This window comes from Prevotella heparinolytica (assembly GCF_002998535.1).
In the GTDB taxonomy this organism is placed as follows: domain Bacteria; phylum Bacteroidota; class Bacteroidia; order Bacteroidales; family Bacteroidaceae; genus Bacteroides; species Bacteroides heparinolyticus.
The window spans coordinates 1624214-1642864 of record NZ_CP027234.1 but is presented as its reverse complement, the minus strand read 5'-3'; the positions used below and the strand labels follow the sequence as shown (position 1 = coordinate 1642864).

Here is an 18651-nt window from a genome sequence, read left to right as displayed (position 1 = left end):
ATTTCTCCGCAAAGATATTGTTTTGCCGGCTCCCATACAAGATTGTTATCCGATAAAATGCAAACAAGGAGTATTTATTGATTTGAATCAAGTGGATCGCCGATATGCATGGTGCGGATATAGGGGGGCAGTGGCTTGCCGGATTCATCCGATATATGTGTAGTTGTGTTCTTTTTATTTTACAATTTTTCCAGAATTCCAATCGCTCCTCGGCGCAGATTGTTTCAGTCGCCGATTGAACGACAATCAGTCGCCGACTGAAACGGTTTCAGTCAGTGACTGAAATGGTTTCAGTCACTGACTGATTATACCCCCTCTCAGAAGTACTTCTGGCAGGGGTAGACAGTGAAGTCGAAACGAAGGAAAAGACTAATGGTTAATGGTAAAAAATGGTTATTAATAGGCTTTTGGGGAGATGTGGAAAACAAAAAGTTTCTTATCCTTGATTTATCCGATGTTGCTATAATTACAATATCTTTGCAATCCGAATGAAGAAGATAATTGCTTTGAAAGATGGTTGAAGATACTAAAAGACAACTTTTGGAGTGGGCGGAAACTTATCATTGTGCCGGTTTTATCCCGCACGACCCGGTACAGTTTCCGCACCGCTACTTGCAGAAGCAGGATATTGAAATCAGCGGTCTGCTGACGGCCGTCATGAGTTTCGGAAACCGCAGGCAGATATTGAAGAAAGCCGACGAGCTTCATGGGCTGATCGGAGCATCTCCTTACGAGTACGTGTTAGCCCGTCAATGGGAAGTCGATTTTCCCGCTTCAGACAGGAGGAGTTTTTATCGCATGCTTTCTTACTCGGATTTTCATGCTTATTTCAGTCGGCTGCACAAGGCATATTCTGCTTTTGAGAGTTTGGAAGATGCGTTGCACGCGTATTCGGGCACTCCGATGGAGCGGTTGTGCGCTTTTCTGAATATCTCCGCCAAAAGTCCGCAGAAGAAGCTGAACATGTTTTTACGCTGGATGATACGGAAAAATTCCGAGGTGGATTTCGGTCTTTGGAAGAGTTTTGATTGCAAGGATTTAATCGTTCCTTTGGATACGCATGTTTGCCGGGTGGCTTGTGCCTTGGGGCTGACCGAGACCGATACTTTCTCTTTGAGAAACGCCCGTCGCATTACGGCGGCTTTGGCGGAGGTTTTTCCCGATGATCCTTGCCTCGGTGATTTTGCGCTGTTCGGTTACGGGGTAAACAATCAGCCGTAGCCCCTCGCCGGACGTTCTGCCGTCCTCCGGCAAGGGGTATGATGGGGAGGCGTCAACGCTTATTCGGGAGGAGCGCCGCAATCGCTTTCTCTACCTCTTCCATGCTTGCTGTGGGTTCAAAACGTGCCACGACTTTCCCTTCGGCATCGACCAAGAATTTGGTGAAGTTCCATTTGATGTCCGATTTTTCGGCATATCGGGCATCTTTTTTCTTCAGCATCTCGTCCATGAACTTTCCTCTCTTGTCATTTAAGTCGAAACCTTTGAACGGTTGCATTTTCTTTAAATAAGTATATAAGGGGATTTCCGCGTCTCCGTTGACTTCTATCTTGTCGAACTGCTCAAATTGAATGTTGAAGTTCAACGTGCAAAACTCGTGTATCTCTTCGTTGCTGCCCGGTGCCTGCTCTCCGAATTGGTTACAGGGAAAATCGAGAATGTCGAATCCCTGCTCCCGATATTTGGCATAGATGGCTTGAAGTTCGTTGTACTGCGGGGTGAATCCGCAACGGGTGGCCGTATTGACAATCAGCAAGACCTTGCCTTTGTAAGCATCTAAAGAGATTTCCTTCTCCTCGGCGTTTTTCACTTTAAATCCATAAATGTTTTCTTGTGCAGATGCGGTTAGAGACAAAAGTGCCGCAAACATAAATAACCATTTCTTTTTCATATTCGTTTCTTTTTTTAATTAGTAAAAACAGAGAATGCTCAAAGCGCTTTCTCTCTCTGTCATGATATGCAGAAGATTGCATGAACGGGGACAAAGATAAGTCCGGAGCGGTAATATCACAATAGCATTATTCTTTTTTGGCAAACAGGGAAACAAAAAAGAGACTGCCCACGCATTGTGAACAGCCCCTCTTGCGTACTATTGATGTACTTTACCACTAAGCCTGTTATTCTTTTACGGCTTCACCTTTTTCATCCAGCATGATAGTTGTTTCCGTCTCATCCTTGGCAACAACAACTATTTTGTAGATTTTCACTCCATCTTTTTCTTTCACGTATGCTTCTTTTATCGAAGCTCCTTCATAGTCTTTGGCCAACGTCTGCATTACGGCTTGCGGCAAGTCGGCAGGGTCCATCTTTACAAATTCGTCTTGTGCAACTTGGCTTTCTGCTACAACAGAGTTGTCAACTTCCTGTGCAAATGCCACAGAACTACTTATTCCCAGAATCATTGCTAATGCTACTAATACCTTTTTCATAATGGTAATTTTTTTAAGTGAATATATTAGGTTAATGTCTCTGGCATTTATAATGCAAAGGCGATGCCGAAAAATAAGTGAATCAGTTATTTTGTTGTTTTTCAGTGTGATAGGTGGCCTATGGTAGATGCCGGATAGTTGGAAAAGTGTGGAAATATGTGGAATAGGGGGCACAGGATTGAGGAATAATTGCCCAAATATGATTTATTCTGTTTAAATTTGCGGCGCGCTTATCTTTTACTGTTAGGTTGCATATTTTTATACCGTAAGAACTATTGCTTATGCTGGTAACACTGATTATTCTGATTCTCTCTGCCGCTTTCTTTGTTGGCGGCAAAGTCCGTTCGGACATTGTGGCACTCTGTGCACTGCTCGGTTTGTTGGTTTTTCAAATCCTGACTCCGGAGGAGGCTTTATCGGGGTTCTCAAATTCGGTCGTTATCATGATGGTAGGACTGTTTGTGGTGGGCGGAGCCATTTTTCAGACCGGACTGGCAAAGATGATTAGTTCGCATATACTGAAGCTGGCAGGCAAAAGCGAATTAAGACTGTTTCTGCTGGTTATGATGGTCACTTCGGCCATCGGAGCTTTTGTCAGCAATACGGGGACGGTGGCGCTGATGCTTCCCATTGTGGTCAGTCTGGCTGTAAGCGCAGAGATGAACCCCGGCAGGCTGTTGATGCCTTTGGCTTTCGCCAGCAGCATGGGAGGCATGATGACGCTTATCGGTACTCCTCCGAACTTGGTTATTCAGAATACGCTGACCGGAGCCGGATACGAACCGTTGTCTTTTTTTTCTTTCATGCCGGTGGGCATTGTATGTGTAGCGGTGGGTACATTGGTATTGCTGCCTCTGACCAAATGGTTTCTTTCCAAGAAAGGTAAGAAGAGTGACAGCTTGCTGTCGGGAAAATCACTCAACCAGTTGGTAAAGGAATACGGATTGTCCAGCAATTTGTTCCGGTTGCGTGTCAACAGCGAATCCCGTCTGATAGGACAGACGATTATCGATTTGGACGTGCGTCGCAAGTATGATTTAAACATCATAGAAGTGCGGTGTGCTGATTTTTCCCAGCACCGTTTTCTGAAGACCGTGACCCAGAAACTGGCATCACCCGACACAACCCTGAGTGTGGGAGACGTGCTATACATCACGGGCGACATTGCCAATGTGAACCGCTTTACCGAAGTCTTTCTGCTTGAAATGCTCGACGGGCATACGACGGAAGAAGCTGCCAAAGCCGACAAATCACTCGATTTCTATGATATAGGCATTGCAGAAATAGTCTTGATGCCTTCGTCCAATATCGTGAACCAGACCGTGAAGGACGCCGGATTTCGCGATAAGTTCAATGTGAACGTACTGGGCATACGCCGTAAGCAAGAGTACATCTTGCATGATTTGGGGCGCGAGCGTATGCATAGCGGCGACGTATTGCTGGTGCAGGGTGCTTGGCACGACATTGCCCGTTTAAGCAAGGAAGACTCTGAATGGGTGGTATTGGGGCAGCCTTTGGCTGAGGCGGCTAAGGTGACTTTGGATTATAAAGCGCCGGTAGCGGCCGTTATCATGCTGTTGATGGTTGCGATGATGGTGTTCGATTTCATTCCCGTAGCTCCGGTGACTGCCGTAATGATAGCCGGGCTGTTGATGGTATTGACAGGATGTTTCCGAAACGTGGAAGCCGCCTATAAGACGATAAACTGGGAAACGATTGTGCTCTTTGCCGCCATGCTTCCCATGTCGCTTGCCCTTGAGAAGACCGGCGCTTCGGCTTATATATCCAATGCGCTGGTGAGCGGGTTGGGAAGTTATGGTCCTATTGTGCTGTTGGCAGGCATTTATTTTACCACCTCTTTGATGACCATGTTTATCAGTAATACGGTGACGGCTGTGCTCATGGCGCCTATTGCCCTTCAAAGTGCCGTGCAGATTGGTGTGAGTCCCGTTCCTTTTCTGTTTGCGGTGACGGTTGCCGCAAGCATGTGTTTTGCTTCTCCGTTCTCCACACCGCCCAATGCTTTGGTGATGCCGGCAGGACAATACACGTTTATGGACTACATAAAAGTGGGACTCCCGTTGCAGATTATCATGGGAGTGGTAATGATATTGGTGCTGCCGTTGTTGTTTCCTTTCTGAGCTTGAATGGACTGAGAGGGATAGTGTGCTAAGCTTCCCTCTTCTCGCCTTTCCATATTCCGGAAATCTTTCTCCGTATGGCGAGAATATTCAGCAGCGACACGGCAAGGAATAAGAGAAAGCCTGTCAGGAGACAGGGAAGCAACGAACTTTCTTCCAACTGTGGAAAGAAAGATTGAATCTTTTCGATATAATATGTGCGTATCCACATTACGCCACCTGTGGCAAGGAACAGGACAGCGACATTCAACCCTATCGTCAGAACGTGGTAAGGAAGGGCCACTTGCGTGGGGCTGTATCCTATCAGCAGAAGGTTTTCCAGTTTCACGGTATTCTTTTGCAACAGCAAGAAAATGCTCAACATCAGGATATAGAATGACAGTATGCTGATAAACAGCCCGACTGCCATGACAATGCCTGTGACGAGACGCAGGAAGTAGGTGGTTTTTCCGGCATCGAGGTTGTCACCTTCGGTTTCATAGCCGTTGGCGGAGAAGTATTCGTTGATGGCTGTGTCCGTGGGGTTCTTCACTTCTACGATGAGGCGCGACGGCTTGGCTTCTTTACCGGGAGCGAAGCTGTTGTTGGCCCAATCCATGAACGACTGTGGCACGAGAATGGTGTTCAGCCGGTTGGAGAACCCGACGATATTCCCCTTGTACTGCTCTGTCTGTTCATTGCCCCGCAACACGATGTCCATTTGTATCATGCTTATCAGGCCTTCGGATAGTTTCGGCAAACTCCGGCTTTGGGCGAAACCGAAATTATACAGGTTCAGGTAGTTGCGGGGGATAATGATGGGGATTGTATGGCTTCCCTCATCGAAGTGCCATTTGTCCAGACTGACGTCGACATATTCATCGGGTACGGATTCGAAGAACATTTCCGTGGAGAGGTGTATGCCGGCTTCTTGCATGCCTACTCCGGCAGAGACCTTGAACAGGGAGGGAGTGAAAGCGCCTACGCTGCGTGTGAAAGATTGTTCTTTCATCGCTTCGATGTCGTCCTTGCTGAAGGTATTGTCTTTCCCGGTGATACCGCCTAAAGCGCTGATTCTCTTTGTGGCTATGATATAGCCTTTCTTCATGAAGCTGTCTCCGGAGGTAAAGACGGGGAGTACATCGGAGTAAAACTGTACGCTCATTAGCACAATCGTCATACCCAAAAGATTGGCAAGGAAAAAGCCGGTCAGTTGACCTATGCTGATATGCCGGCGGAGAAGTTTCCAAACAAGTTTGTTCATACCCTTTTTATTAAGTTGAAAGTGGGGGGATATTATAATTTGAAGATGCTGTCGTATTCCATCACTAAGTGCTTTCCGATGGAAGTTATCAGGATGCCTGCTCCCTGCTTTTCTGCCTCGTCCGAAAGGATACGGCTCATGATGGTCCCGTTCTCATCGTCCAGATGGCTGACAGGCTCGTCTAAAAAGATGAAGTCGAAAGGTTGGCAGAGGCAACGGATGAAGGCGACTCTTTGTTGCTGGCCGAAAGAGAGTTTTCCGGCTTTCTCGTTTATCTTGTCTGTAATTCCGAGAAGTTCGAAGAGGGCAAGAATGTCTTTTTTCTTTTTGTATCCGGTGAGTCGGTTCTTCAGTTGAACGTTTTCAAAGGCCGTGAGTTCCGGAAAGAGACGTAACTCCTGAAAGAGGATGCTGAGCGATTGTCTGCGGCTATTTACCCATTCGTTGACGGAAAGGGAGCGTATGTTCCGTCCGTCAAAGTTGATGATGCCTTGATAGTCGTGACGATAACCGTAGATGTAGCTGCAAAGCGAGGACTTACCGGTGCCGGAAGCGGCTTCTATCAGATATCGCTTTCCTTTGTAGAACGTGATGTCCTGATGCCATATATCCGAGGTGATGGTGTTGCGGTCGGCAAATACCGTGGGAAGCGTCTTTTGTAGTCGAATGCTATTCATTTCTTTTATATTGTTCGTTGGTTCTTTGAATCACCATCCGATAAATTGTCTGGCAAAGTCGGCGAGCTGTTTCAAGGAATTCTGTTTTTTATCCTGCAGAACGACGGTGAAGGTGGTGCGGTTGCTGTCTCCCCGTACGTTCAGGACATCAATCCGGGTGATAAGTTGATAGAGGGTCTGAACTTCAGGCTCGTCGACGCCGAATGCCATGAGAGCCCGCAGGTTGGTCACTGTCAGTAGTTCCTCGCTGGTCAGTTCTATGTTGAAAGGTACGCCGTGCATCATTTGTGCCATGGCCAATTGCAGGTCTTTCGTGCTTTGGGGGTGGAAGGGCTGGTTGCTTTCTTTGGTTTCTCCATTAAAGTCGGCTCGTTGCAGGCGGGCATATATTCTTCCGTTCTCAAACAGAACATAGCCGTAAAGTTGTGTGCCTTGCGACCAGTTCAGAACGCCGCGCACGTCGAAAGGCAGTGTGTCGGGAGTGGCAAGCAGGCGTATGTCTCCTTTTTGCTTCATCATGGGCTCATAGAAAGGGTTGGCATGTATGCTTTTATCGGCAGGTTGTTTTATCAGGGCAGTGATGGCAGCCGACAATTTCTTTAGCTGTGTGGTGCTCCCGCCATAAACGACAAGCAATGTCCCATCATTGAAAGCCAGTTGTATGCCTGCTGCTGCCATGTTGGAAATATAATATCCGTCGGCCTTGACGGGAGCTGTGCAGAACTTCTCTTCGGCAAGTGTTTTGAGCAGCGTCTCCAGTTTCTTCAGGTCGCTGACTTTGAACGTGGCAGCCATGCTGTGCAGTGAAGGTGCTTTGAAGGCGTATACCGGTGCGTCCCAGTCTATCCCCGTCTCTTCGGGATGTTCCATCATGTTGTCCAATTGCTTGAAGAGGGCAGGACTGCTTCCGTCGAACAACAGATCGGATACTTTCTGCCGCATTTCCCTGCTGTTGGGAATATTCAATCCGGCTTTCTCGACGATGGCTTTCATATCGATGGCAGCCACTTCGGTAGCATTGGCAGGGATGACATGGGTATATTCTGTTTTTTCGGTCTTACTGCATGACCCACCAAGGAGCAATATCAGTGTCCAAACGGGGAACAACCGGAATAATAAATTCTTTTTCATACGCAATATTATTGGTTTTGTAGGTTTAGCAAGTGGCATGCCACAAGGGCTGCCGTCTCTGTGCGCAGGCGCGATTTCCCCAAACTGACGGGGCGGAAGCCATGTACCCCGGCTGTTTTTACCTCCTCTTCGCTGAAGTCACCCTCCGGCCCGATGAGGATTACGGCGTCGAGTCCGGGTGTCAGTACGTCTTTCAGTAACGGTTTTTCGCCTTCGTAGCAATGGGCTATGAACTTTTGTCCCTCGAAAGGCTGTGCAACGAATTGCTTGAAGTCGGTCATTTCGTTCAGTCGGGGCATACGTGCTTTGAGTGACTGCTTGATGGCAGATACAAGTATTTTTGAAATGCGCTCTGTCTTGACGACCTTTCGTTCGGAGAAACGGCAGTTCAGGAATGTCAGTTCGTCGAAGCCTATCTCGGTGGCCTTCTCGGCAAACCACTCTGTGCGGTCCATGTTTTTGGTGGGAGCCAGGGCTATATGGAGATGCCCTGTCCATAAGGGGGCTTGCGGGATGGTTTCCAGAATGCGGACAAGGCAACGCTTGTTGGTGGCGGTACTGATTTCGGCACGATAGAAGTTTCCTTTTCCGTCCGTCAATGTCACTTCGTCTCCCGTTTGCAGGCGCAATACGCGTACGGCATGTGCGGCCTCTTCTTCAGGAAGTTCTGCGCAAGTTTGTATGTCAGGTGTATAGAAGACATGCATGGCTGTTCGTTTTATTCTTTTTCCATACTTCTAATCCGGTCTCTCAAGCGGGCGGCCCGCTCATAATCCTCGTCTTCGATGGCCTTTTGCAAAGCCGCTTTCAGCATTTCCAGCGAGTCTTCTTGCAAAAACTCATCTTGGGAGGGACTGCCGTCTCTCATAGGAGCGGTAGATTGCTCTCCCGTTTTCAGGCGCTCTGCTTCCAGAATATCCTCGTAGATAAAGATAGGGGCATCCATCCGTAGGGCCAAAGTTACGGCATCGCTGGTACGGGCGTCGATGCGTAGAATGGTTTCTTCGGCTTTCATGTAAAGGAAGGAGTAAAAAATGCCGTTCTCTGCCTTGTAGATGAGGATGCGCAGCAGTTTGACGCCTAATATCTCGAGCACCGAGGCAAACAGGTTGTGTGTCATCGGGCGGGGCGGGATGATTTTTTTCAGTTCGATGAGCATGGCTTGGGCTTCGTAAGCGCCGATAATGACCGGAAGCTGCCTGTTTCCTCCTACTTCGGCCAAAACCAAGGCGTAGGCGCCTGCCTGCGCTTGGCTGTTTGAAATATTCTGTACTTGTAATTCTATCTTTTTCTTATTCATAGGGCTATAAATCCTTCTTTCTTATTTTCTCTCCTCCGGTCGGTGTTTGTATTTAAAGACGATTGAAAAGACCACCGCCACCACCAGTGCATAAATGGCAAATGTGTACCATGCTGATTGCCACTGCGCGATTTGCGGTGCCGTACTGTTGAAATCGACAAAATAATTGACTACCGCCTGTGCTCCCAGCGTGCCGATGGTGGCTCCGAAACCGTTTGTCATGATGACAAACAGTCCTTGTGCACTGGAGCGGATTTCTTTATCGGTCTCCCTGTCTACAAACAAGGAACCGGAAATGTTGAAGAAATCGAATGCAACTCCATAAACAATCATGGAGAGCACGAACATCCATACACCGCCGCCGGGATTTCCGCTACCGAAGAGGGCAAAACGGAGCACCCATGCCAACATGGCAATCAGCATCACCTGTTTGATGCCGAAACGTTTCAGGAAGAATGGTATCAGCAGGATGCAGAGCGTCTCGGATATTTGCGATAGAGAAATCAAGATGTTGGCATGCTGCACGCCGAAAGTGTCGGCATATTCGGGGATGTTTCCGAAGCTGCTGATGTATGGATTGGCAAAGCCGTTGGTTATTTGTAGCGACACGCCCAACAGCATGGAGAAAATGAAGAAAAGAGCCATCTTCTTCTGTTTGAACAATGTAAATGCACGTAATCCCAAGGCCTCCACCAGAGACTTGGTCTGTCCGCCCTTGCTGGTGGGGCAAGCCGGAAGCGACAGGGCATAAACGCCATATACCAGTCCGATGAGGGCGCAGGCGAAGAATTGCCCATAGGTGTTTTGCAGTCCCAGTAAATCGACCATCCACATGGAGCAGATAAAGCCGATGGTGCCGAAAATCCGGATAGGGGGGAAGGTCTTGATGGTGTCCAGTCCTGCCTTATCCAATGCGGTATAGGCCACGGAATTGGAGAGGGCGAGGGTGGGCATATAGAAAGCGACACTTAACGAATAGAAAGTAAACAGAATGCCGAACTCTGCATTTGCGCCTGCGGCCATGCCGTAATAACCGGTGAGCCCCATGAAGACGGCGGCAATGAAATGACTGAGGCTAAGCAGCTTCTGTGCCGGTATCCAACGGTCGGCAATGATGCCCAGAATGGCAGGCATGAAGAGCGACACGATGCCTTGCATGGCGTAGAACATGCCGATATGACCGGCCAGCCCTACATTAACCAGATAGCTGCCCATAGATGTGAGATAGGCTCCCCACACGGCAAATTGCAGGAAGTTCATGATAATCAAGCGGATTTTGATGCTCATAATTTCTTTCTTTTTTATGTGTTTTTCTTATTTATACATTGCCGCAAATGTAGGTATTTTCTCGGAAAGGAAGAAAGGAAGGAGGGGATAATAAAAAAAGAAGGCCATCTATCCCAGACAGCCAATCTTTATTAACCTTAAATCTAATACCATGAAAAACACAGTGCAAAGGTATATGGTTTATGTTATATAATATAATATTCCTGTCTGTTTCTTCTGCCTGTTAACCTTATTTAATGTTTTGAGTTTGGATGAAGAAAGCAGCCTACGAGATTAGCCGGTGTTTGGCATGAAACTTAAAAGTCGGTTGTATCGCCGAGGCGCGGTACTCATCGTTTCTGAAAAATCTTATCAAAATCTCTGTCAGTAGAGTAAGAGAAAAAGAAGAGGCAGGATTACTACCGTACTGAAGGTACATCAGTCGTATACTGATGTGGCTTCAGTCGTATACTGATCCTACTTCAGTCGTATACTGATCTACCCCCTCGCCAGAAGGTGTTCTGGCAAGGGTCTCCGGCTCTTTGGATTCTTTGCCGGAAATGAAATGACCATAGTAAATAGTTAATACATAACAGGCGTTTTTCCTGTCTGTTTATGGAATCAGTCTTGTGTTTTGAGAAAGCCTCAGATGGTTGAGGCTCTTCTTTATTCCACATACAGCACCAACCCTTTCAGGTATTCCCCTTCGGGATGATAGATGCTTACCGGATGGTCGGCAGGTTGTGTCAGTTGATGCAAGATGCGCACGCAGCGTCCCGACATGGCGGCGGCAGTAAACACGGCTGTGCGGAAATTTTCTTTGCTCACCGCCTGCGAGCAGGAGAAAGTGAAAAGAATGCCACCCGGCTTAATCTTCTCGAAAGCCTTGACATTCAGTTTGCGATAACCTTGCAGGGCATTGCGCAGGGCGTCGCGGTGTTTGGCAAAGGCAGGCGGGTCGAGGATGATGAGGTCGTATTGGTCGCCCATGCGGTCCAGATACTTGAAAGCATCTTCGGCATAGGCTGCATGGCGGTTGTCGCCGGGGAAGTTCAACTCAATGTTCTTGTTTGTCAAATCGATGGCTTTGGCCGAACTGTCAACGGAGTGCACCAATTGGGCATTACCTCGCATGGCATAGACGGAGAATCCGCCGGTGTAGCAGAACATGTTCAAAACACTGCGCCCCGGAGCGTAGCGTTCCAGCAGGGCACGGTTCTCACGCTGGTCGACGAAGAAACCCGTTTTTTGCCCTTTCAACCAGTCTATATGAAACTTCAACCCATACTCCGTGGCAATATTGTCGGTGCCTCCGCCTTTCAGAAAACCGTTTTCGGGATAGAGGTCGGCCTTGAAGGGAAGGGTTGTCTCCGATTTATAATAAATGTTGTCTATATTATCGCCCATCACTTCGGCCAATGCGCGGGCTATGGTCATACGGTCGAGGTGCATGCCGGCAGAATGGGCTTGCATGACGGCTGTGCGGGCATACACATCGATGACGAGCCCCGGAAGGTTGTCGCCTTCTCCGTGCACCAGACGATAGGTGTTGCTTGTTGCGCTTTCGGCAATACCGATGCTGCGCCGCATGTTATAGGCTACGCTGAGTTTGCGTTTCCAGAAATCGGTATCGATTGCTTCGTCTTGTCGGAAAGTCAACACACGTACGGCGATGCTGCCGATTTGAAAATGTCCTTTGGCTATGAATTCTTTTCGGGAAGTGTAAATCTCTACTACTTCTCCTTCTTCGGGTTCGCCCTCAAGATGTGCGATGGCACCGGAAAACACCCATGGGTGAAAACGCTTCAATGATTCTTCTTTACCGGGTTTGAGATATACTTTATACATAAACGGGCGGTTATTTATATCATCACTCATTCTGTCATTCTGCGCAAAGAACACGCTTTCTTTATGATATGAATGGTGAAAGAGATGGTTACTATCGTCAATTTAATCAGAAACTTGGCATTATGGGATATGATATTATTCTGTCTCTTCTTCTGCGGCAATTATAAAATCGCCGGATTTCTTTAGTTCCTGCAATCTGTTGTAGATGTTGAGGCACGCCCACGCATCGGTGGCGGCATATAGCTGCTGGGATTGCGTCAGTATTTCGGCCTCCCAATTGGAGAGCTGTTGGTTCTTTGAGATTTTCTCTCCGAATAGAATGGCGTAAATCTTTTGCAGGCTCTTGTCCTGAATACCAAAGGGGCGGACAAACTCTTGCAGCTCGACGACGGAGCGAGGCTCGAACGGAGCACGTTTGTGAAGCATCATGAAATCGTCTTTCAACGAGAGGCCTATTTTCGTGATGGAAGGGTTTTCCAGCAGTGTGATTATGGGGAGGGTCAGTCCGGTGAGGTTCAGGCGAAACAGGAAACAATGCTCTTCCGAAGCAATTTGCAGCAGTGCGACTTTGTACGACTGTCCTTTGTTGAACGAGGGACGCGTTTCGCTGTCGATACCCAGTTGCGGACAAGTTTTCAGATAGTTTACGGCTTTTTCGGCTTCCCAAGGAGTTTGTACGACATGTATCTGTCCTGTGAAAGTAGCTTTCGGCAGCTCCTTCAGTATCTCTTTGTTGATTGTTCTATGTATGACCATGTGCTGTTTACTTTAAGTCAACCTCTTCAGTTGTCTCTTCCTCTTCCTCGTTTTCGTCTTGCGCATATCTCACACTATGCAGGGCACGCAAGGTATTGACGAGCTTTTGTCCCCAATACAGGCGGAAATTCTCCTGACAGATGGCAAGAGCGTCGTTCATGGTTTCGTTCAGTCCCAGTTGAAAAACGAAAATGAAGTCCTTGATGTCCTGATAGATATCGGCTAAATCCTCGGATATGTATTTGGTGATGGGTTGGTCGCTATATTTCATGTCCGAAACGAACACCTCCAGATAATCGTCCTTGCCGGCAAGGATATTGGAGAGGTTCATGCGGAGTACCTCATAAGTTTCTTCGGTGACGAAGGTTTCCGGTGCTTCATCCCCTATGGGTTTGCAGTCGGGCAGCATGGAGGTCTTGAGGTAAAGCAGTGGAAGAATTTTCAGGGATGTGTCGATGAAAATGGAGGGTTTCATCCCTTCCGCCTGTTCCAGAAATTTACAGAACTCGGCGGCTACTGTAACAAACTCTACGACATTGCGGTCGAATATCACTTGGCTTTCTTTTTTCATATATGATGGCACTTTGAGATGCAAAGATAACGTAAACCAGAAGTAGAAGCAAATTAATCAGGGGATTATTCTTTTTTTCACTATTGCGATGTATTGCTTTTCCCCGATATGCCGTGGGGCTGATGTCAGGTTTGTGGGAGTGTGCATCCGGAAAGTGCAGGTTCTGGGACGGACGGGCGTTCGTTGATTTTAGGCTTGCAGAATATATTATATAATAATGTATGATTATTACATTAATTTATAATGTGTCTTTTATGTCACTTAGCTCTACCAGCTTATTCACAATGGCATAAATGGTGAGGCCGGCCGGAGAATGAATCTGTAATTTACGAGCTATGTTCCGGCGATGGGTGATGACGGTGTGAATGGAAAGATAGAGCTTGTCGGCAATGGCTTTATTGGTCATGCCTTTCACTACGCACGTAATAATTTCTTTTTCGCGTTGGCTCAGGGTCTCCTGCTCGCTATCTTTCTCTTCTTCCTCTTCGGTGTGCAGCAACCGGTTAATTTTGGAAGAAATGACATCTACATCATCGCAGATGGCAAAATTCTCGTCGTACTCTTTCAACGTGTTGTTGTCTATGACGGAACATATCATAGCGACATATTTGATTCTGCTTCGTCCGTGTTCTGCTTTGAAAGAAGCTAAGTCGAACCATCCGCCGAAAGTGGGGTTGATGATTACTATGTCAGCCGGATGCATGTGGATGTAGTTCTGCAACGATTCCGGCGAAGCAACCTCAATGGGGTGGACATTCAGGTTGGGAATACGTTTGAGTACAGCCGTAAGGCCACTTCGGATGATAATCGAAGTTTCTGCGACAACAATCTTCAAAGAGGCATTATTGTTCATCTTTCAGCTCCTTTTCTATTTGTGCTACGGCGGGAACAAACATATAATCCTCTACCTGACAGTGGGTTGCAAGGTCTTGCTCGCAGTTGAATATGTCGAACAAAACGGCATTCAGCAGATTGTTGTTCTCTTTTTCCGGGTAGTATTTGATAATGATGTTTTTCAACTCTTTCAGCTTGGTCTCTATCTGATTGTGCTTACAAGCAAAAGTGGCGATATTATAATTATCCGACAGCCTGCCCTGCATCAGTTGTTCTACGTAGGTGAATACGGCTGTATTCTCGTATTCCATGTGGCGTCGTACTTCCTTGGCATATTCATCGAAAAACTTTAAAATGAGGGACGCCACATCATTTGTACCGGAACTGTCGATGGCTTCGATCAGCTTGCTGCGGATGGCCGGCAGGTTGAAATCCAGAAAGTAAGTATGGGCGCGTTTCAGATAATCCATAAGGGCAAGGATGGAGAATTCGTTCCCGTTTCCGTTATAGGAGTATTGCTCTTCGCTGATGAAATTGGCAACAGCGAGGAATGTCGGGCAATCAACGCCTTGCGCTTTACAGACATCTTTAACGCTTTTATCTCCGAACCCTAATGAGAGTCCGAAACGACTCATCACCATCAATAGGGAGTAATTATCGCAGATGAGATCGCTCATTTTATCTGTTGCACGGTACTTATGTTGTTCATTCATTGTGTGGTATCGTTTTTTATGCCCTGAATTAATGTGCAAAGTAACGACTTTTCTTTGAAAGGTGCAATCGCTATTAGTAGGTATTTTGGAATCGGTTGGCATTGAGTGTTCTGTGGATGTCGGAAAGAATGAACTATAAGCTTTAGTTTTATTTAACGAGATAAATTAGTTTGTAAACTATAAATTTTAGTTCTTTGCAAAAAAACATAAGAAAACGATGAAAGGATTGACTGTAAAAGAAGAGGAGATTATGGGTTTTTTCTGGGAAAAAGGTCCATTGTTTGTAAAGGAGATGCTGGGGTTCTATGCAGAACCGAAACCGCATTTCAATACTTTGTCCACCATTGTCAGAGGACTCGAAGATAAAGGTTTTTTGAGTCATCACACTTATGGAAACACTTATCAGTATTATGCGGTGGTGAGTGAGGAAGATTTCCGTAAACGGACATTGAAAGATGTTATCCGTAAATATTTCGACAATTCCTATCTCAGTGCAGTGTCGTCGCTGGTGAAAGAAGAGAAACTTTCGCTGGAGGAGTTGAAGCAACTGATACGGGAAGTGGAAAAAGGGAAGAGGTAATAAGAAATAAGATAAGAAATGACAGGAATGAAAGAGTATTTATGAAACGTAAATTATTGTTTTTATTTATGCTGTGCAGTTTGTGTATACCGGTTTTAGCACAGTTTCCCCAAGGGGTGATTTTTATGATAGACGGAAAGTTCTATGACAAGATGCCTGCTTCATTCAACATGGATTGGATTACCGGAATGGATAAAACGGTGGATGAAGACGGTAATGTATTCTGCAAACTCTACTTGAGAGAGGGAGTTCGACTTGATTCAGTTGATGTGTCCAAAGCTATTCCGGAGGATAAAATCCCACATCTGCAAGAGATTAGAAAGCGCTTGGAAACTAAGGCGGTGGTAGTTTCGAAGCCTAAGAATGCGATAGTGTTGCTCAATGGTGTTTTTTTCTCTGAGATGCCGCCGCGCATTCAGTATGAAATAATGGATGTTCATTTTTATAAAGACACGAGTGGATGCACCATCCCTTTTTATTATTGGAATGGAAAACTGGAGGAAGAGGATATGAAATATGCTTTGCCCTCTGTCAGAGTGGAAGGTGCCGAAGAGATGCTGGCTCTTTATCGCACTCCCGATTTGAGGAAGATGAGGATACAGATGCGGAAACCTAAGGAGTTGCTTCTGAAAGTAGGAGATGAACTGGGACTTTTTAATGTGCAAGATGTGTCGGGCAGACAGTGGACACAACAGGAGACCTTGGGCAGGCCGTTGGTACTTAACTTCTGGTACACGGGGTGCGGTCCTTGTATCATGGAGATGCCCGAACTGAGCACATGGTTGGATATTTGTCCTGAAGCAAATTACTTTGCTGTTACTTGGAACACTGCTGAGCAAATAAGAAAAATTGTCGCTAACAAACATTTTCTTTTCACACAGATAGCCGATGATAAGGTTTTATGGAAGCGGTTTGGGGTAGAACAGACCCCTACAACTGTACTGATTGACAAGAAGGGGGTTGTACGTAAAATAGAAATCGGTACAAACGAGCGCAAACGTAAAGAATTACTGGAATGCTTGAAGAATCTGGAAAAAGAAAAGTAGATCTGTTCGGGAATTTAAAACAATAAAAAACAGAAAAGGATGGGACTCTTCTTTGTATATATACTGAAATCATCCGTTTGCTTGGCGGCATTTTATTTGTTTTACCGTTTGTTGATGGCTCGCGAAACATTTCATCGTTTCAATCGGTTTGCTTTGCTGGGTATCTTGCTGTTGTCTTGCCTCCTGCCGTTGATCGAAGTGAACGTAAAGCAAGAGACTGAAGTGCGTCAGACAATGCTGACACTGGAGCAGCTGTTGATGATGGCGGATGCGGAGAGTTCGGCAACGGTCGGAGCGGTTGAAGAAGCAACGGTTACGTGGGTGCAGATGGCTCTACTGGCTTATCTGTCGGGAATCCTTTTCTTTGCTTTCCGTAATGCTTGTTCGTTGATGCGGTTGCTGATGTTGTTGAAATCGGGAAGCAGACAACATGTTGATTGCTATTTGCCGGGTAGGAGAGAGCATGTCGCTTTGATTGTCCATAATAAGGAGGTATCTCCCTTCAGTTGGATGAAGTACATCGTTATTTCCCGTAAAGACTTGGAAGAGAATGGACGCGAAATCCTTATCCATGAACTTGCCCATATCCGTAACAGGCATTCCTTGGATTTGCTGGTGGCCGATGTTTGTGTTTTCTTTCAGTGGTTCAATCCGGCTTCGTGGCTGATGAAACAGGAGTTACAGAATATACACGAGTATGAAGCGGATGAGGCGGTCATTGAGGAAGGTGTGGATGCGAAACAATACCAATTATTATTAATAAAAAAAGCTGTCGGCACAAGGCTCTACTCTATGGCCAACAGCTTTAATCACAGTAAACTTAAAAAACGTATCACTATGATGTTAAAAGAAAAATCAAGTCCGTGGGCATGTTTGAAGTATCTTTATGTACTTCCCGTAGCGGCTGTTGCTGTTACAGCTTTTGCCCGTCCCGAAGTCTCCGAGAAAGTTGAAGAGATTTCTGCCGTCAAAGTTAATGATTTGGCTGCAATTGTAGAAACAAAAGTGGCAGAAAGTGTGGGAGACACCACGAAACCTGCCGGAGTGACGTATGTGCCTGTCGAGGTGAATGAAAAGTTGAAAGGAACTCCGGTTTTGACAGTCGTTGAACAAATGCCCGCATATCCCGGAGGTATGGCTGCTCTGATGGAGTATTTCAAGGAGAACATGCGCTATCCTGCATCTGCCAAGGAGCGAGGGCTGCAAGGACGTGTCACGGTTCAGTTTGTGGTAGATAAGGATGGAAGTATTAAGGAGCCGAAAGTCATTCGTTCGATAGATCAGGAGCTGGATGAGGAGGCATTGCGCTTGGTAAAGAGCATGTCGAAGTGGGAGTCGGGCAGACAGAACGGGGAACCCGTTGCGGTGAAATTTGCAGTTCCGGTGCCCTTTAAGCTGGATGCTGACGTAAGAATGAGCGAGCAGCTTGTCATTCAAGAAGTGCGTACGTCGATGGACGGAGGTAAAGGAATACCGCTCTATATCGTAGATGGCAAAGAGGTCTCCGCTTCTGTGATGCGTGCGCTGAAACCTGAAAGCATTGCAGGCGTGTCTGTTCTGAAGGATAAGTCGGCCACGGCAATCTATGGAGAAAGAGCGAAACATGGCGTAGTTGTGATAACCTTGAAGGAAGGCGATTCTGCGATAGACATGCCGGAGAAGAAACCGGAGGGAGCCGGTAAGGACGGCAAAGATATCGATCTATCCAAAGTGGAGGTCTTTATTGATGGTGTAAAGGTAGATTTGCAAGAAAAGAAGTTGGACGAACTTGTGCCGTCCGATAAGATAGAGAACATAAAGGTTGATAAAGCTTCTGATGGAAAAGGCAAGATTTATATTACGATTAAAAAAGGAGAAAAAGTACACAATTTATATGCGGTTCAGGGCAATATGAAGGTGGAAGGCAAAGTGGTGGACGAAAAAGGCGAACCGATTATCGGTGCTACTGTTCTGATAGAAGGCACCAATCGTGGTTCGGTTACAGATATTGATGGAAAATTTGTCCTTTCCGTACCCGATAAGAATGCCGTTTTAGTAATCTCCTATATAGGTATGGCAACGGTAAAAGTAACGGCGCAGCCGGAAGTTACTGTTGCATTGAAGAAGGAATGATTCT

General features: G+C 46.5%; 18 protein-coding genes. 5 read left to right on the top strand and 13 right to left on the bottom strand.

The features are described from left to right. The first annotated feature begins 513 nt into the window (after positions 1 to 513). Entirely contained in the window at positions 514 to 1221 is a 708-nt protein-coding gene (locus C3V43_RS06815; protein ID WP_106069158.1) for a TIGR02757 family protein, read from the top strand. 52 nt (positions 1222 to 1273) lie between these two features. On the opposite strand, the gene C3V43_RS06810 is transcribed toward C3V43_RS06815, so the two are convergent. After that, positions 1274 to 1891 (bottom strand): glutathione peroxidase, encoded by a 618-nt coding sequence (locus C3V43_RS06810; RefSeq protein ID WP_106069157.1) that lies wholly within the window; start codon positions 1889 to 1891, stop codon positions 1274 to 1276. Between the two features lie 226 nt (positions 1892 to 2117). Continuing rightward, positions 2118 to 2429, bottom strand: a complete 312-nt coding sequence (locus C3V43_RS06805) for a hypothetical protein (protein ID WP_106069156.1) — start codon at positions 2427 to 2429, stop codon at positions 2118 to 2120. 281 nt (positions 2430 to 2710) lie between these two features. On the opposite strand from C3V43_RS06805, the gene C3V43_RS06800 reads away from it, so the two are divergent. Next, complete coding sequence (locus C3V43_RS06800; RefSeq protein WP_106069155.1) at positions 2711 to 4570, top strand: SLC13 family permease; 1860 nt, start codon at positions 2711 to 2713, stop codon at positions 4568 to 4570. Positions 4571 to 4598: 28 nt separating this feature from the next. On the opposite strand, the gene C3V43_RS06795 is transcribed toward C3V43_RS06800, so the two are convergent. From C3V43_RS06795 to C3V43_RS06745, 11 genes are all read right to left on the bottom strand, one after another. Then, positions 4599 to 5813 (bottom strand): hypothetical protein, encoded by a 1215-nt coding sequence (locus tag C3V43_RS06795; RefSeq protein WP_106069154.1) that lies wholly within the window; start codon positions 5811 to 5813, stop codon positions 4599 to 4601. A 32-nt stretch (positions 5814 to 5845) separates the two neighbouring features. Continuing rightward, positions 5846 to 6490: an ATP-binding cassette domain-containing protein gene (locus C3V43_RS06790; RefSeq protein WP_106069153.1), complete on the bottom strand. Its 645-nt coding sequence runs from the start codon at positions 6488 to 6490 to the stop codon at positions 5846 to 5848. 30 nt (positions 6491 to 6520) lie between these two features. Next, a complete protein-coding gene (locus C3V43_RS06785; protein WP_106069152.1) occupies positions 6521 to 7621 on the bottom strand; it encodes a DUF4836 family protein in 1101 nt (366 codons plus the stop codon). 8 nt (positions 7622 to 7629) lie between these two features. After that, positions 7630 to 8328, bottom strand: a complete 699-nt coding sequence (locus tag C3V43_RS06780; RefSeq protein ID WP_106069151.1) for a 16S rRNA (uracil(1498)-N(3))-methyltransferase — start codon at positions 8326 to 8328, stop codon at positions 7630 to 7632. A gap of 11 nt (positions 8329 to 8339) precedes the next feature. Next, positions 8340 to 8921 (bottom strand): bifunctional nuclease family protein, encoded by a 582-nt coding sequence (locus tag C3V43_RS06775; RefSeq protein WP_106069150.1) that lies wholly within the window; start codon positions 8919 to 8921, stop codon positions 8340 to 8342. A gap of 21 nt (positions 8922 to 8942) precedes the next feature. Beyond that, positions 8943 to 10208 carry an MFS transporter gene (locus tag C3V43_RS06770; protein ID WP_106069149.1) on the bottom strand — a complete coding sequence of 422 codons (1266 nt, stop codon included), beginning with the start codon at positions 10206 to 10208 and terminating at the stop codon, positions 8943 to 8945. Positions 10209 to 10853: 645 nt separating this feature from the next. Next, complete coding sequence (locus C3V43_RS06765; protein ID WP_106070491.1) at positions 10854 to 12035, bottom strand: class I SAM-dependent rRNA methyltransferase; 1182 nt, start codon at positions 12033 to 12035, stop codon at positions 10854 to 10856. A 135-nt stretch (positions 12036 to 12170) separates the two neighbouring features. Beyond that, positions 12171 to 12791, bottom strand: a complete 621-nt coding sequence (locus C3V43_RS06760; RefSeq protein ID WP_106069148.1) for a 3'-5' exonuclease — start codon at positions 12789 to 12791, stop codon at positions 12171 to 12173. A 7-nt stretch (positions 12792 to 12798) separates the two neighbouring features. Next, entirely contained in the window at positions 12799 to 13362 is a 564-nt protein-coding gene (locus C3V43_RS06755; RefSeq protein ID WP_106069147.1) for a DUF5063 domain-containing protein, read from the bottom strand. A gap of 238 nt (positions 13363 to 13600) precedes the next feature. Beyond that, positions 13601 to 14215, bottom strand: a complete 615-nt coding sequence (locus C3V43_RS06750; RefSeq protein ID WP_106069146.1) for a response regulator transcription factor — start codon at positions 14213 to 14215, stop codon at positions 13601 to 13603. Next, on the bottom strand, positions 14205 to 14909 hold the full coding sequence (locus C3V43_RS06745) for a hemerythrin domain-containing protein (protein ID WP_106069145.1): 705 nt from the start codon (positions 14907 to 14909) through the stop codon (positions 14205 to 14207). The genes C3V43_RS06750 and C3V43_RS06745 overlap by 11 nt, the downstream gene beginning before the upstream one ends. Before the next feature lie 217 nt (positions 14910 to 15126). On the opposite strand from C3V43_RS06745, the gene C3V43_RS06740 reads away from it, so the two are divergent. The 3 genes from C3V43_RS06740 (at position 15127) to C3V43_RS06730 (ending at position 18647) form a co-directional block, all read left to right on the top strand. Next, positions 15127 to 15489 carry a BlaI/MecI/CopY family transcriptional regulator gene (locus C3V43_RS06740; protein ID WP_106069144.1) on the top strand — a complete coding sequence of 121 codons (363 nt, stop codon included), beginning with the start codon at positions 15127 to 15129 and terminating at the stop codon, positions 15487 to 15489. 125 nt (positions 15490 to 15614) lie between these two features. Beyond that, positions 15615 to 16535, top strand: coding sequence for a TlpA family protein disulfide reductase (locus C3V43_RS06735; protein WP_164996221.1), 921 nt, complete (start codon positions 15615 to 15617; stop codon positions 16533 to 16535). Positions 16536 to 16574: 39 nt separating this feature from the next. Next, complete coding sequence (locus C3V43_RS06730) at positions 16575 to 18647, top strand: M56 family metallopeptidase (RefSeq protein WP_106069142.1); 2073 nt, start codon at positions 16575 to 16577, stop codon at positions 18645 to 18647. Positions 18648 to 18651: the final 4 nt, after the last annotated feature.

What these genes read in the sequence shown, in the direction of transcription:
- C3V43_RS06815 (WP_106069158.1), top strand. Translation starts at nt 514, where the DNA reads ATGGTTGAAGATACTAAAAGACAACTTTTGGAGTGGGCGGAAACTTAT.
- C3V43_RS06810 (WP_106069157.1), bottom strand. Translation starts at nt 1,891, where the DNA reads ATGAAAAAGAAATGGTTATTTATGTTTGCGGCACTTTTGTCTCTAACC.
- C3V43_RS06805 (WP_106069156.1), bottom strand. Translation starts at nt 2,429, where the DNA reads ATGAAAAAGGTATTAGTAGCATTAGCAATGATTCTGGGAATAAGTAGT.
- C3V43_RS06800 (WP_106069155.1), top strand. Translation starts at nt 2,711, where the DNA reads ATGCTGGTAACACTGATTATTCTGATTCTCTCTGCCGCTTTCTTTGTT.
- C3V43_RS06795 (WP_106069154.1), bottom strand. Translation starts at nt 5,813, where the DNA reads ATGAACAAACTTGTTTGGAAACTTCTCCGCCGGCATATCAGCATAGGT.
- C3V43_RS06790 (WP_106069153.1), bottom strand. Translation starts at nt 6,490, where the DNA reads ATGAATAGCATTCGACTACAAAAGACGCTTCCCACGGTATTTGCCGAC.
- C3V43_RS06785 (WP_106069152.1), bottom strand. Translation starts at nt 7,621, where the DNA reads ATGAAAAAGAATTTATTATTCCGGTTGTTCCCCGTTTGGACACTGATA.
- C3V43_RS06780 (WP_106069151.1), bottom strand. Translation starts at nt 8,328, where the DNA reads ATGCATGTCTTCTATACACCTGACATACAAACTTGCGCAGAACTTCCT.
- C3V43_RS06775 (WP_106069150.1), bottom strand. Translation starts at nt 8,921, where the DNA reads ATGAATAAGAAAAAGATAGAATTACAAGTACAGAATATTTCAAACAGC.
- C3V43_RS06770 (WP_106069149.1), bottom strand. Translation starts at nt 10,208, where the DNA reads ATGAGCATCAAAATCCGCTTGATTATCATGAACTTCCTGCAATTTGCC.
- C3V43_RS06765 (WP_106070491.1), bottom strand. Translation starts at nt 12,035, where the DNA reads ATGTATAAAGTATATCTCAAACCCGGTAAAGAAGAATCATTGAAGCGT.
- C3V43_RS06760 (WP_106069148.1), bottom strand. Translation starts at nt 12,791, where the DNA reads ATGGTCATACATAGAACAATCAACAAAGAGATACTGAAGGAGCTGCCG.
- C3V43_RS06755 (WP_106069147.1), bottom strand. Translation starts at nt 13,362, where the DNA reads ATGAAAAAAGAAAGCCAAGTGATATTCGACCGCAATGTCGTAGAGTTT.
- C3V43_RS06750 (WP_106069146.1), bottom strand. Translation starts at nt 14,215, where the DNA reads ATGAACAATAATGCCTCTTTGAAGATTGTTGTCGCAGAAACTTCGATT.
- C3V43_RS06745 (WP_106069145.1), bottom strand. Translation starts at nt 14,909, where the DNA reads ATGAATGAACAACATAAGTACCGTGCAACAGATAAAATGAGCGATCTC.
- C3V43_RS06740 (WP_106069144.1), top strand. Translation starts at nt 15,127, where the DNA reads ATGAAAGGATTGACTGTAAAAGAAGAGGAGATTATGGGTTTTTTCTGG.
- C3V43_RS06735 (WP_164996221.1), top strand. Translation starts at nt 15,615, where the DNA reads ATGATAGACGGAAAGTTCTATGACAAGATGCCTGCTTCATTCAACATG.
- C3V43_RS06730 (WP_106069142.1), top strand. Translation starts at nt 16,575, where the DNA reads ATGGGACTCTTCTTTGTATATATACTGAAATCATCCGTTTGCTTGGCG.